The sequence below is a fragment of the Streptococcus sp. V919 genome (assembly GCF_054353475.1).
The window spans coordinates 590361-602955 of sequence record NZ_JBTHHY010000001.1; the positions used below are offsets into that span (position 1 = coordinate 590361).

Genomic DNA, 12595 nt, shown 5'->3' on the forward strand with positions numbered 1-12595 from the left:
AACTTTAAATAAAGAAAAAGCGACGAGATTGTTTCTTATCTCGTCGCTTTGCTATTTTTCAGTGGTCAAGTTCATGTCTTTGTCAAGTTTGTTTCCAACTTTTCTTCTCGTAAGGCGATAACTCTTTACCCGATGATTTGCTCAACTTCCTTAACCTTATTTTTCATAGTTTTATATTGACTAGTTAGTCTCCATTATGATATTGAAACTTCTTTCTCCCACCGTCTAAGCACATCTTTTAAAGGCTCATCTAGATATGTATAGGCCTTTTCCTTAATCCACTCAGGAATTCCATAAGCTGCCTCTGCTATACTTCCTGTTATTGCAGCGAGAGTATCACTATCCCCACCAAGGGAAATCGCATTTCGAATCGCATCTTCAAAATCTGTACTTTCTAGAAAGGCAATGATTGCCTGAGGAACTGTATCCTGACACGTTTCATTGAAACGATACGTAGGACGAATTTCATCTAGTGATTGAGAAAGGTTATACCCATACTCTTGCTCTATGTGTTCCTTGATGCGTCTCTTGCACTCTATAGGGGTATCATTGATTGGTTGTTCATAATCCCCACAGTAACCTCCAAAGTAAAAGCGACACATGAAGATAGCATCAACGGTTGCCATAGCTCCCTTGACACCCTCTGGATGATTATGAGTCACCTCTGCAGAAAGTCGTGCAAGAGCTCTCCTGGAAGGCCAGGCTCCTGTTCTGGCGCAGAAACTACAATCCATGACCCAGGCACATGGAGAAACACGCATTGCTGAGCCATTGCCAAAGCTATTATAAGGTTCTCGATCGTCGCCATCAACCCAATTACCAAATCTTGCACCGTAACCTGCATCGGGATACATCCTACCATATTTTTTCATGGCATCAATAAAGTCATCCTTCTGACCGCCATTCATAATGGCTTCTGCAACAGCACAGGTCATAACCGTATCATCAGTGAAAAAACAATCCTCACGAAATAATGGAAAGTCTTTCATTTTAATATTGTCCCATTCGTAAACAGAACCAACAATATCTCCCACAATTGCTCCTAGCATAAGATTCCTCCTTACAGCATATCAGATTTCCAATGAATCACTCTTTAAAAACGGCTCAACCAAATCAACCCACTCTTGAGGCAGGTAAGCTGATAGATAACCATGGTTATAGCCCTTTGATTCATACAGGATCGTGTTGAGATGTAGCTGCTGAAATAATTTCGCCGACGCTTTCACACAGTTTAATTCTTTTTCACCATAGATATACAAAACCTGCGACTTGCTTGTAGAAATCGTGTCCTTGAGCTTGTAACGCCCCATATAGGTTTTGTAAATGGTCACCAATGTTTTGAAAGGCGTCCTTGGCAGATCCTCCAAATAATATGCTTTTATCTCCTCTGGATAAGCCAGTTTAGGATAAATTTTGTCCATCATGCCTAATTGGAGTTTACATGAGAATTTACTAAACATCAGTTTGCCAAAAATAGATACTAGAAAGATGCTGATTTTAGCTAACCTTGGTTGTGGAATACAGAGGCTTCCATCTATGATGGCCTTCTCAGCTATCTCGCTGTCTAATGACAAAAGCTCCATGGCAATTTGACCTCCGAGCGAAACACCACCGATCGCAAATAATTTCCCTCCACAGTTTGCTTTGACATAGTCTAGAATCTCCAAAGCAGAATCTTCAGTAGAAACATAATCGATTTGATATTCTTCGCCATGGCCATTCAAAGTAGGTAGAATAACATGGTATTCTTCTGACAAGATTCGTGCTTGACGAAGATAATTCCACCAAGAACTGCCACCGCCATGTATCAGCAAGATAGAAGGCAAATTCTTATCACCAAATTCATGGAATTTCATATATAAACTCCTTACTGTGAGACTTTCAATAGATACGTCCTTGTTTAAACTGTTTAAAGAAGCAGTGATCTAAATACATCAATCGTTACTTTCGATAATAGTTAAGCTGATCAAAAATTTAAAATATTTTTTCCTTACCAATTCTATTACTAGCAAATATATTATAAATTAAATAACCAACCAAAATGATAATAAAAATAACATAGCAGCCAGTTTTACAACTCACTACTTTTCATATGATAATTTACAAATGTCTTTCCAGCCACTCGATTTTTTTAAAATCCTTATTGTCATTGTGATCATTTCGATAGGAGTCTTGAGAAGAAGCTTTGTAAATACTTAGATACTGCTCCAGACTTGGAAGACGAAAAGCGATGCCTTCAATGTGAATAAGCTCTATATCCGATTCCAAAACTCCTGCAAAATCAGGTAAGGAATCAATACTTCCAAATTCAACACTCACTCGATCCTTTTTGAATTCATGCTCATGAATATCTATTAAGACGTAGCCTAAGTCTTCCATCACTTTCATTATCTTGTCCCAGTCAAAAATTCTGAGATGATCAGGTGCTTCCCAACCTCTAGGGTCACCAGGCACATGAATGTCAATGTCAGACGGTTCCCAATTTTCTTTCGTTCTATACTCCAATCCCAAAGAACCCATCAGTGTCGGTGTAATTCCGACTCGATTTAAATGGAAACAAATGGTTTTAAATTCTTCAAATAAGAGACTCATGATTACTCTAAACCTTTCATATAAATCTTCGTTATTTCTACTTTATTCCCTTGAACAAAATCATCTTCATTTTCTAGAGTATATCCAGTTATTTTGGATATAAATTCTTTTCCTTACTAATTCTATTACTCGCCAATATTGTATAAATTAAATAAGCAATAAAAATGATAATAAAAATAACATTAATTTTTAAAACAAAATAGAGATTTAACAAATTTGCGAATGAATGAAATAATATACAGTACCACACAGATTTCGTTTGACGGTAAAGAAGCCCTAAAACAAAACTTAAAAATAATGTATATATAAAGAATAAAATAAAAGGAAATCCTTGATGACTTTCTCCAACTATAAACCATAAAGGTAGATGCCAAATTCCCCAGATTGAACCTACAATCAAATTAGATTGCCAATAAGTATATTTCTTATCAAGTAACGGTTGTAATATTCCTCTCCATCCTAATTCTTCATGTCCACCACCGAAAAAAATCATTTGTATAAAGAATAGTGGCATCAAATAAATGGATACTCCATTTAATTCTAAAGAAGATACAGAAAATAGTATCAAAATTGCTAACATATGAATAATGAAATAAATACTACTATTATCTCTCTTATTAAATAAAAAATGTCTAAATTTTACATTTTTACTTTTCAAATATAATCCACTTGCAATAGCTGGTCCAAGTGCACCCACTATATGTAATATTCTCCCTATAAACGTTTCTAACCCCAAAATATCAGATTGTGTTAATACGGAAAGAAGTCCCCAAGCTATATAAGTAATTCCAAATGTATAACAAAGATAATTTTTTAAATTCTTTTTATCAATTTCTGTCATTTTATCATCCTTATCTTGATTAATTTATATCTAATATTTTTTTCTGCTTCTTAGTTGCTCTCGCTTTAAAACTAACCATATTCTATCACAAAAATGCAAAAAGCCTTACAATCAAGGCTTTTCATTATCCCTTTTGTTAGAAGGTTTTTACGCATTTACCAGCAAAGCTACACACTCAACATGTGGTGCTAGTAAACTTCTATATTATAGAACGAAAGGGATAGAGTTAATGTTTAAACTTAAACTTTAGAATGAAAATATTTTTTCTTTTCTTACCCTACAGTATCCGTACATATTTTATAGGCTTCATCTCATAAAAACTTGTACCTTGCTAAATTCAACAAACTGAAGCTTGTTTGTCTCATTTAGCTTTCTTGGGTTTCTTTTCTGGCAGTTCCGCATACATACCTTTCAGTAGCTCTGTAATCAAATCCATATCCTCAAATCTGTCGAATGCATACATCAATGTCTTTGAACCCTCATACGGATAACGCAATTCTGAGTCTGCAAGAAGTTTGTCCGATGTCGGCGTTCTCTTTAAAAATAGTTCATTATCGCAAATGTCACCTATCAGCTTACCGTTAAAATATATAAGGTAGCCGCCCATCATCGATCTTATGACAATATCACCTGCTGCAGAAAAAATCTCACGAACAAATTCATTAAATTCATTCACTATGATTACCTCCTTCAAAATCAAATATTCCTTACTTTATGGCAAACTCTTTCCCTATTTATCCTCAAAATTTCAGCAATCCATTTTCATCAAATTGAAAATTCGGTCCCCATGAAACTTCCCAATAGTATCCATCTAAATCCGAAAAATATGCGTGATTATCCACCCCAAAATACTTCCTTTGGCTCTTTTACAATTTTTCCACCTGCTTTTCTTACTAATGCAATTACAGTCTCTACATCTTCTTTATGTTCAACATTGTAGGCTAATGTAATTCCTGAAAATCCATTCCCTTTTGGTGGATTATTTTCATCAATATCTTTTGCTAATTGTTCCAAAGGAAATAGTTCAAAATTTGTTCCCGGAGTATCAAAAAAGCATACTGACGGATTATTTTCTCTGCAATCAGTCTTATATCCTAAACCATCTCTATAAAACTTTATTGACCTTTCCATATCTTTCACACCTAAACAAAACAAATAAAAGATTAGTTACTCAACTTGCCATTAATTGTTTGATATTAAGTATTGATAAAGAAAAATTTCATAATTGCACATTTCTTATTGCAGAGATTACAAAACTATTAGATAACGAATTAAATTACTATGAACAAACTGTTTTCCTTTATGCTAAGGGCTACTTTGAATTTAAAAAGAATTTAGATACTGGTGTTGAAAAAATGAAACAGGCTATCCAAGTCTTTGATATTTTAGAAGAGCAAAATATGAAATCTCAGTATATAGATCATTTCTCTCAAAATGTGGAAATAAGATAGAATACTAACTTTAAAGACTTAGTGAAAAGCAGAAACTAGTAATGATACTAGTTTTTGCTTTTCTCCATAATAATTAATTTCCCCCTTTTTCCTTCTAAATCTTTTTTCACAACAAAAAAACCTGAATTTCTATATGCTTTTTGAGCCAATATATTTTTTTCATTTACAGCCAATATAATATGGTTAATTTCTAATTTTAAAGTTGAATCTATGAATTCAAATATTCCATTCAGAGCATTAGAACCATATCCTTGATTTCTGAAATTATCATCAATAGAAAATCCTCTAATAAGCGCATAATCGTTTTGATAATAGCCGTACTCTTTAGGACCAGTGTTTAGGTGTAGGCAAAAAAACCAATTACTTTATGGTCTTTATTAAGTATTACTATTGGGTATCTATCCTTATCTTTTTTAGACTTTTCAATAATATTTTTTGGGGTATCAGTATGTGTAATATCATTTAAAGAATAAGAACTTAAAGAATGGTAATGTTCAACTTCACTATACAAAGATAATTTCATGATAATTAATTCCTTTCTCTTTATGTAAGATACATAACTAAATCAGTTGATGATTTAATAATCATATCAATTGTTTTCATACTTTCTACTTTCCTATTCAACTTTCAAATATATAGCGTTTTCATTATTTTCTTATCCTATTATATCATTATTCAAAATAAAAAACTGCAACTTACTAGTTGCAGTTAAACACAGATTTACTTCTGTTCCTTTAGAGACTTATATTTTCATTTTCAGGCATATTAAAAACATCGTTTTTTTCAAAATAAGGTTTTACCATTTCTTTCCATCTAGCTTTATGAAAATTGATCGAATTTAAAGGAGATAGGCCATAATTTCCCAATGCATAACCATCATTTACTTCAACAACAAGTGTCCTGCCATCACTAGTAACACCGATATCTAGTCCATAAGCTATTGGCGCATCTTTCCAACATGATATGGCTTCATCAATTACACTAGGATCAAATTGTGCATGATAGTCACCTGTATAGGGTCGAACATCTAATACGCGACCATCTAACACAAAACAACGCCATTCTGCTATGAATTCTACAACCTCACTAATCCATATAGGATAGTCAAAAGGTAAACCAATACCTATCAAATCACGGGTTCCGTTAACAACTCTTCCAGTAAAGACTTTTGAACCAGCTTTAGGCTTAATAAATTTTCCCCAATTATCAGGTATATTTACAATCTCTCCCAAAACGCCTTCATAAATCTTTCGACCATAAAACTCTTTGAGCTCAATAGGATAGTCATAAACCGGAACGTTTAACCCCATCATTTTTAGTAATGCTCTAGTCTCCGTTATATAATCTACAACTGTATCTTCACTTGTTAACTGTTCTATTTCAGAAAAAGATTGATATAAAATAACTTCTTCTCCTTGTAAGTATGCACCTACTTGAGCATTGTATTTATTAATTGAAACCTCACTTGGTAGTTTGCTTTGTCTAATATAAACAACCATTTTATCACTCCTATATCACTAGTGTTGCACCTGTTGGTAAAAAAATAATAGCATTTTTGCTGTTATTTTTTTGAGTAAATAGCTCCCATAATATCATCGAAATAATCAACAGTATTTAGGAGCAATTCTATAACTTGGGACTTTGTTAGTCGCATTCCTCTTCTATCTCTAGCATCTTCTACTAAATTTTCAAGTTTCTCTAGATTTTTATCATCCAAGCTAATCATTATTCTATTTTTATCAGTTGCCATTTTCTTCACCTCAAGTCAATTCTATCACAGGTGTTACACTTGTGTCAATTATTTTCTTTTTAAAATATAAATATTTAAATTAGGATACTTTTATACCTTTTTAATATTTTGTATTCAGTATTTAGTAATAAAGACTTAACTATAAAAAGCCTTACAATCAAGGCTTTCGATTATCCCTTTCGTTCAAGGTTTTCTAGGCTTTTACCAGCAAAGCTACACACTCAACATGATGCGTTTGCGGAAATAGGTCAACCGGCTGAACCTTCTTCAATTCATAGCCTAATTCTTGGTAGAGTTTGATATCACGCGCCATGGTGGCAACGTTACAGGAGATATAGGCGATGCGTTTAGCTCCTGTTAGGGCGCTTGCTTTGATAAAGCTTTCGGTTAAGCCCTTGCGTGGTGGGTCGACCAAAATAACGGTTGGTTGGATGCCTTCCTTGAGCCAGTTCTTCATAGCATTTTCCGCTGTATCACATACATAGCGGGCATTGGTGATGCCATTTAAACTAGCATTCTTCTGGCTATTCTCCACGGCTTCTGGGATGACTTCTACGCCATAAACTTCCTTAACGTGTTTAGCAACTGATAGTCCAATAGTCCCAATTCCTGAGTAGGCATCAATAACCACATCCTCTGCTCTTAACTCCGCAAAGTCAATGGCTGTTTGATAGAGTTTCTCCGCCATTTTTGTATTGACCTGGTAAAAGGCCGGTCCAGAGATTTGGAAATTATTACCCAACATTTGATCAGTAATGTAATCTTGACCATAAAGTGTACGCCATTCTTTCCCGAAAATGGCATTGGTATTCTGGTCATTGATATTCTGCATAACAGACATAATTTCTGGGAACTGCTTAATCAATTGTTCAATCAACTGTTCCACACGGAAAATTTTAGGACGAGTTGTCACCAAAATAACCATGATTTGACCTGAATGATAGCCACGACGCACAACAAGGTTACGAATCAAGCCAGACTGTTCCTTCTCATCATAAGGCTTCAAGTCATATCGACGGACTAAATCACGTAATGCAAGAATAACCTGGTCAATGACTGGATCCTGAATGTAAAAATCTTCCAACGGCATAAGGTCGTGAGAATTCTTACGGAAGAAACCAGTTTCTAGAACACCATTTACTCTACGTACAGGAACCTGAGCCTTGTTACGATACTTGATAGGATTTTCCATACCAAGAGTATCAGCAACCTCTACATCCCTGATACCAGCAATCTTATAAAGACTGTCTTTCACTTGCTTGGTTTTGAACTTGAGTTGCTCTGGATAAGCTAGATGCCCTAAGTCAGCAATCCCTGAACGCAGGTAAGCCAAATCTAAGTCTTGGTTGCGATGTGGTGATTGCGTAAGATATTCCTCGACCTTACCAAAACCAACCTTTTTATTGACTTTCAGTACTCGCATAAGGATTTTCTCAGTCGGAAGAGCATTCTCTACAAAAAAGACCAAGCCATCTACCTTGGCAACACCTGCTCCTTCATGGGTCAAATCGACAATCTCTACTTCTACGATATCATTTTTCTTTAGCATAATTTTCACTTTCTATAAGCCGCAAAAAAAGACGGCAACAATCCTGTTACCATCTATTATACCATGAATTGACTTAAGCACCAAAACTCTTGAAGAAATCAAGGATGGCTTGCCAAATAGAGCTGAGGATATTCCCACCGTCTTGAATAGCTTTATTGGCGTCAAAGTTAAGGTCGATATTGCTGAAACTGTCACCAGCTTGCGCAACGATACTTTGTTTCAAATCTTTTAGAGTCTTTGTAAAGTCTTCGTTATTAAGAATATCGCTCTTTGAAAGATTAAAGGCAAAGTTGATGATGACATTGACCTGGTTACCTGTAACCACTTGATCAAGTTTGTAGTTCTTCAAGGTATCTTCAACAATCTTACGAACATCATCCTCAGTAAGCTCATCTTTAGACTCTTTAGCCTTAGCGATTGCAGCCTTGATATCAGCAAGTGCAACGTTCAGTTTATTGGCATCGAATCCTGATTTGTCCTTGTTTTCATCGTTAATATCAGACAAGGCCTTGAGCTCTTCTTGAGCCAAGTCTTTATTTTCTTGAGGTAATTTTACACCATTTGACTCAAGGGAATAGTAAATACCTGCTAGAGCACTTTCCCCAGTAACTGGGATTGGCGCTGCAACGGTGATACGTGCGTGCTCGACACCCAAGGTAACAGCCGCATTACGGTACATGTCTTGGGTCACTTTTGTGATATTTTCTGGTGTTTCAATCTTGACTTCAAGTGGAGATTTTTCACCTAGTTTTTGAATTTTTGCTGATGAATAAAGTTGAAGACTAGAGTCGTTGGCGACATTCATAATTTTTGAGTAGACATCGGGTGTCATAGTCTTCAAGTCTTTAGTATCTTTAGAGGCATCATAGCCTAGTCTTTTAAGTGTTTGATTTTTTTGATCTTCTGTTAGTGAAGAACCCAAGACATACTCAGGTTGAACATAAGTTTCATCAATGACTTTTTGAACATCAGTAGCTGCCTGGGCGCTTTGCAGTGTTGCAACTGCTAAAAGTACTGCAGCGCTAGTCAGAAAGAATTTCTTTCGCATGAGACGTTCCTCCTTTTCCACTCTAGCATATTAAAGTATCCTTAAAGAAAACTTATAAAAGCACCTAGAATTTCTAGATGCTTAAAATAGATTAAAAATTTTCATGATATAGAGATTTACTTGAACCTGTCTTGAGTAATAATAGTTTCCCCCATCGACATAAAGTTCTCCACCTTGAAAAATGGAAATAGGATTGATGTAGCGATAGGTTTTTCCTGTTGTATTCCCTAATGTCGGCGCAACTGTATCTCTAGAATATTGTTTAGCTAGAGCAATCGTATTCTTTTTCCCATTTTGGGCGATAAAATCAATATAAGATGGCCCAAAGTTATAAGCTTGAATGGCTGTCCAGACATCCACTCCTTTTTCTTGAGCCAGATAGAGATTTTCTGTCAAAGTTTGAACACCTTGACGAATACTACTAGCGTTATCGTTAATGGTATCAGTAGAACCGCTAGCAGACTCACTAGACTGCATCACGTCTCCTTCTTTACCTTTGGTTTCTGTATATATCATGGCGAGCACAAGCTCTTCGTTTGCTGGAGTATCTCTTTCATTCAAGATTTCACGTACCATGGGTTGGTAGGTCATAACTTGTTTGACATCCTGACGAATGAGATAGGCTTTGTATCCAGCGAAAAGGAAGACTGCTAGTACCAGCACTCTTCGTATAATTTTAAACATTATTTATTTTGAATATCCTCGATGTTTTTGATTAAGATAGAATAGGTTCCATTATCGTTTTGGATGAACTCAACGGATTCTGCATCTTGATAGACATTGTTTGGTACGATTAGTTCAATCCCGTTTGACAAGGAAAGTTTCTGATTTTCAAATCTCTTCAACTGACGACTGGCATCAATCTCATCAAACTGAACAGGCTCTGGCACTGCTTCTTTGACCTGATCAATAAAACTGAGACGAGCTGTTAGATTATTATCAAAGAGATCATTGGCTAATTTTTCTGGAGAGAGCTCATTGTTTTCCTCAAGATTGTTGAAAATCGCAGATTTTACTTTTGATTGAAATTGAAAATCATCCGCATTAAAGGTTTCGGCAATTTTTTGAGCCGTTTTTTCAAGTTCCTTGATTGATTTCTTAGGTGAAATCTTTGGTTGCACTTGAATAAGATTCTCAGAAAAATAGTTCAAAAAGGCTCCATTATACTTGATGCGTTTTTCAATCAAGTGATATTTACGGTTTTGAAGGTTAACTACTAAGGCTTCATCAGCTCCAATTCCAAAACCTGGAAGGTTATTCTGCGTCAACTTAATTGGATTATCAACTTCGCCACCTAAGTGCGTCAAGGTCTCACGCAATGCAATTCGAAGGAAAGCAAAGTGTTCCAATCCTTCTTTTGAAAACTGTACAAAGACCAAATCGTTTGTCTTTTGATTTTCAGATACAGAAAATTCTTCTTTCCAAAGGTTTGCTATTGTCACAGATGTTGCCATTAAATCTTCTGAAATATGGTTGAAAAATGGATTATCTTCTTCAAAAATCCCAGTTTTGGCATCGTCCGAATACACACGCTCCACTTTTTTACGCAAGTATTCTTCAATTTTAGGAGTGATATTGAGAAATTTATCCGCTAAGTACAACTCTATGTCATCAGGGCTGAACTGATGGATAATAGCTTTCTTAATATAAATGTCCATAAAATATTAGTCCTCGTATAATGGGAAGGCATCTGTCAAGGATTTGACTGCACTTCTCACTTCTTCTAAGACAGCTTCGTTTTCTGCATTCTTAAGGGCTTTAATAATAAGTTCAGCAACTTGACGGCTTTCTTTTTCACCAAAACCACGAGCAGTAATTGCTGCCGCTCCGATACGAATACCACTAGTCTTAAATGGTGACAAGGTTTCATAAGGGATAGAGTTCTTATTTAGGGTAATGTTGACCTCATCCAGCAAGTTTTGAGCTACTTTTCCACTTTCTACAACCTTAGTGACATCCACTAGGAAGAGGTGGTTTTCAGTGCCACCAGAGATAATACGGAAATCAGGATCTTTCAGGAATACTTCAGCCATAGCCTTACTGTTCTTGATGACATTAGCAGCATATTCCTTGAAGGCTGGATCCAAGACTTCTTTGAAGGCAACAGCCTTAGCAGCAACAACATGCTCTAAAGGACCACCTTGGATACCCGGGAAAATAGCTGAATTAATTTTCTTAGCAAGCTCTTCGTCGTTAGTCAAAATCAAACCACCACGCGGACCACGAAGGGTTTTGTGGGTCGTTGTTGTAGTGATATGGGCGTATGGTACTGGACTTGGATGAAGACCAGCAGCAACCAAACCAGCAATGTGAGCCATATCGACCATAAGCTTAGCACCGACTGCATCTGCGATTTCACGGAATTTATAAAAATCAATAATGTGAGAATAGGCTGAAGCACCAGCAACAATTAGTTTTGGTTTTACTTCTTGGGCTTGTTTCAAGATGACATCAAAGTCCAAGAGTTCTGTTTCAGAATCAACGCTGTATGAAACAAAGTTGTAGGTTTGACCTGAGAAGCTTACAGGAGCCCCGTGAGTCAGATGACCACCTGCAGCCAAATCCATTCCCATAACTGTATCACCTGGCTCAATCAAAGCCATGTATGCTGCACAGTTGGCTTGACTTCCTGAGTGGGGTTGTACATTAGCAAACTTTGCTCCAAAAATCTCCTTCGCACGTTCGATAGCTAGAGTTTCGATAATATCTACTACATCAGTTCCACCGTAATAACGACGTCCTGGATAACCTTCGGCGTATTTATTAGTTAAGATAGACCCTTGAGCAGCCATAACAGCCTTAGAGACTACGTTCTCTGAAGCGATTAATTCAATATTATTTTGTTGGCGTTCCTCTTCTTTGGCAATGGCATTCCAAAGATCCGAGTCATAGGCTTTAAAATCATCTTTGTCAAAAATCATAGGTCTTCTCCTTTTATTAATTTAATGAATCGTTTCTGCATTTTATCGCAGGTATAACCAACTCTTTCATAAAATGCATGCGCCCCTGTACGATGGTCTGCAGAATTTAAGCGAATAAAGTTATAGCCACGTTTTTCTGCTTCCTGTTCTAATCCTTCAAGCAATGTTTTACCGATTCCTTTACCTTGTGTTTGAGGTAAAACAGCTAAAGCCAGGATATTAAAACCTGGTTTTGAATAAAGGGATTCATAAACCTCAGCATGAACATAACCAAGTAAATCATGGCTAATTGAATCCTCAAAACCAAGTAGGAAGTGATGGGAGTCTTGTGTCAACTTAGCTAGTTGACCAGCCGTTTCCTCTGGACTAAAAGCATAACCTAGCGCTTCTTTGTTAATGGCACAAATTGTTTCGACATCTGTCGCTTTTAATTCACGTAGCAT

15 protein-coding genes and 2 pseudogenes are annotated in these 12595 nt (G+C 36.1%); 1 reads left to right on the plus strand and 16 read right to left on the minus strand.

Annotated features, from left to right (window positions below; all coding sequences use genetic code 11):
- Window positions 1-194: 194 nt before the first annotated feature.
- From ACXYSK_RS03180 to ACXYSK_RS03205, 6 genes and pseudogenes are all read right to left on the minus strand, one after another.
- Window positions 195-1049 (minus strand): ADP-ribosylglycohydrolase family protein, encoded by an 855-nt coding sequence (locus ACXYSK_RS03180; protein WP_458625011.1) that lies wholly within the window; start codon window positions 1047-1049, stop codon window positions 195-197.
- A gap of 21 nt (window positions 1050-1070) precedes the next feature.
- On the minus strand, window positions 1071-1856 hold the full coding sequence (locus ACXYSK_RS03185; protein ID WP_458625012.1) for an alpha/beta fold hydrolase: 786 nt from the start codon (window positions 1854-1856) through the stop codon (window positions 1071-1073).
- A gap of 244 nt (window positions 1857-2100) precedes the next feature.
- Window positions 2101-2592 (minus strand): nucleotidyltransferase, encoded by a 492-nt coding sequence (locus ACXYSK_RS03190; RefSeq protein WP_458625013.1) that lies wholly within the window; start codon window positions 2590-2592, stop codon window positions 2101-2103.
- Between the two features lie 88 nt (window positions 2593-2680).
- The gene (locus ACXYSK_RS03195) at window positions 2681-3433 is read right to left on the minus strand and encodes a lysostaphin resistance A-like protein (protein WP_458625014.1); all 753 of its coding nucleotides are present in this window, start codon (window positions 3431-3433) and stop codon (window positions 2681-2683) included.
- 361 nt (window positions 3434-3794) lie between these two features.
- Window positions 3795-4109 carry a TfoX/Sxy family protein gene (locus ACXYSK_RS03200; RefSeq protein WP_006153684.1) on the minus strand — a complete coding sequence of 105 codons (315 nt, stop codon included), beginning with the start codon at window positions 4107-4109 and terminating at the stop codon, window positions 3795-3797.
- 64 nt (window positions 4110-4173) lie between these two features.
- A pseudogene (locus ACXYSK_RS03205) lies at window positions 4174-4564 on the minus strand (VOC family protein).
- Here ACXYSK_RS03205 and ACXYSK_RS03210 point away from each other — a divergent pair.
- A pseudogene (locus ACXYSK_RS03210) lies at window positions 4501-4884 on the plus strand (Rgg family transcriptional regulator); the annotation flags it as partial. The pseudogenes ACXYSK_RS03205 and ACXYSK_RS03210 overlap by 64 nt on opposite strands.
- Window positions 4885-4931: 47 nt before the next feature.
- On the opposite strand, the gene ACXYSK_RS03215 reads toward ACXYSK_RS03210, so the two are convergent.
- The 10 genes from ACXYSK_RS03215 to ACXYSK_RS03260 form a co-directional block, all read right to left on the minus strand.
- Window positions 4932-5174: a GNAT family N-acetyltransferase gene (locus ACXYSK_RS03215; protein ID WP_458625403.1), complete on the minus strand. Its 243-nt coding sequence runs from the start codon at window positions 5172-5174 to the stop codon at window positions 4932-4934.
- Between the two features lie 47 nt (window positions 5175-5221).
- Window positions 5222-5407, minus strand: coding sequence for a hypothetical protein (locus tag ACXYSK_RS03220; RefSeq protein ID WP_458625015.1), 186 nt, complete (start codon window positions 5405-5407; stop codon window positions 5222-5224).
- A 211-nt stretch (window positions 5408-5618) separates the two neighbouring features.
- Entirely contained in the window at window positions 5619-6383 is a 765-nt protein-coding gene (locus ACXYSK_RS03225; RefSeq protein WP_458625016.1) for an ATP-grasp domain-containing protein, read from the minus strand.
- Window positions 6384-6445: 62 nt separating this feature from the next.
- Window positions 6446-6634, minus strand: coding sequence for a hypothetical protein (locus ACXYSK_RS03230; RefSeq protein ID WP_000179769.1), 189 nt, complete (start codon window positions 6632-6634; stop codon window positions 6446-6448).
- Window positions 6635-6827: 193 nt separating this feature from the next.
- Window positions 6828-8183 (minus strand): 23S rRNA (uracil(1939)-C(5))-methyltransferase RlmD, encoded by a 1356-nt coding sequence (gene rlmD / locus ACXYSK_RS03235; protein WP_458625017.1) that lies wholly within the window; start codon window positions 8181-8183, stop codon window positions 6828-6830.
- A 73-nt stretch (window positions 8184-8256) separates the two neighbouring features.
- Window positions 8257-9231, minus strand: a complete 975-nt coding sequence (locus tag ACXYSK_RS03240) for a DUF1002 domain-containing protein (protein WP_458625018.1) — start codon at window positions 9229-9231, stop codon at window positions 8257-8259.
- A gap of 81 nt (window positions 9232-9312) precedes the next feature.
- Window positions 9313-9915, minus strand: coding sequence for a lysozyme family protein (locus ACXYSK_RS03245; RefSeq protein WP_458625019.1), 603 nt, complete (start codon window positions 9913-9915; stop codon window positions 9313-9315).
- A complete protein-coding gene (locus ACXYSK_RS03250; protein WP_458625020.1) occupies window positions 9915-10889 on the minus strand; it encodes a nucleoid-associated protein in 975 nt (324 codons plus the stop codon). Before ACXYSK_RS03250 ends, ACXYSK_RS03245 begins: the two co-directional genes overlap by 1 nt.
- Window positions 10890-10895: 6 nt before the next feature.
- Entirely contained in the window at window positions 10896-12152 is a 1257-nt protein-coding gene (gene glyA, locus ACXYSK_RS03255; protein WP_458625021.1) for a serine hydroxymethyltransferase, read from the minus strand.
- The gene (locus tag ACXYSK_RS03260) at window positions 12149-12595 is read right to left on the minus strand and encodes a GNAT family N-acetyltransferase (protein WP_458625022.1); all 447 of its coding nucleotides are present in this window, start codon (window positions 12593-12595) and stop codon (window positions 12149-12151) included. The genes glyA and ACXYSK_RS03260 overlap by 4 nt, the downstream gene beginning before the upstream one ends.

What these genes read in the sequence shown, in the direction of transcription:
- ACXYSK_RS03180 (WP_458625011.1), bottom strand. Translation starts at nt 1,049, where the DNA reads ATGCTAGGAGCAATTGTGGGAGATATTGTTGGTTCTGTTTACGAATGG.
- ACXYSK_RS03185 (WP_458625012.1), bottom strand. Translation starts at nt 1,856, where the DNA reads ATGAAATTCCATGAATTTGGTGATAAGAATTTGCCTTCTATCTTGCTG.
- ACXYSK_RS03190 (WP_458625013.1), bottom strand. Translation starts at nt 2,592, where the DNA reads ATGAGTCTCTTATTTGAAGAATTTAAAACCATTTGTTTCCATTTAAAT.
- ACXYSK_RS03195 (WP_458625014.1), bottom strand. Translation starts at nt 3,433, where the DNA reads ATGACAGAAATTGATAAAAAGAATTTAAAAAATTATCTTTGTTATACA.
- ACXYSK_RS03220 (WP_458625015.1), bottom strand. Translation starts at nt 5,407, where the DNA reads ATGAAATTATCTTTGTATAGTGAAGTTGAACATTACCATTCTTTAAGT.
- ACXYSK_RS03225 (WP_458625016.1), bottom strand. Translation starts at nt 6,383, where the DNA reads ATGGTTGTTTATATTAGACAAAGCAAACTACCAAGTGAGGTTTCAATT.
- ACXYSK_RS03230 (WP_000179769.1), bottom strand. Translation starts at nt 6,634, where the DNA reads ATGGCAACTGATAAAAATAGAATAATGATTAGCTTGGATGATAAAAAT.
- rlmD (WP_458625017.1), bottom strand. Translation starts at nt 8,183, where the DNA reads ATGCTAAAGAAAAATGATATCGTAGAAGTAGAGATTGTCGATTTGACC.
- ACXYSK_RS03240 (WP_458625018.1), bottom strand. Translation starts at nt 9,231, where the DNA reads ATGCGAAAGAAATTCTTTCTGACTAGCGCTGCAGTACTTTTAGCAGTT.
- ACXYSK_RS03245 (WP_458625019.1), bottom strand. Translation starts at nt 9,915, where the DNA reads ATGTTTAAAATTATACGAAGAGTGCTGGTACTAGCAGTCTTCCTTTTC.
- ACXYSK_RS03250 (WP_458625020.1), bottom strand. Translation starts at nt 10,889, where the DNA reads ATGGACATTTATATTAAGAAAGCTATTATCCATCAGTTCAGCCCTGAT.
- glyA (WP_458625021.1), bottom strand. Translation starts at nt 12,152, where the DNA reads ATGATTTTTGACAAAGATGATTTTAAAGCCTATGACTCGGATCTTTGG.
- ACXYSK_RS03260 (WP_458625022.1), bottom strand. Translation starts at nt 12,595, where the DNA reads ATGCTACGTGAATTAAAAGCGACAGATGTCGAAACAATTTGTGCCATT.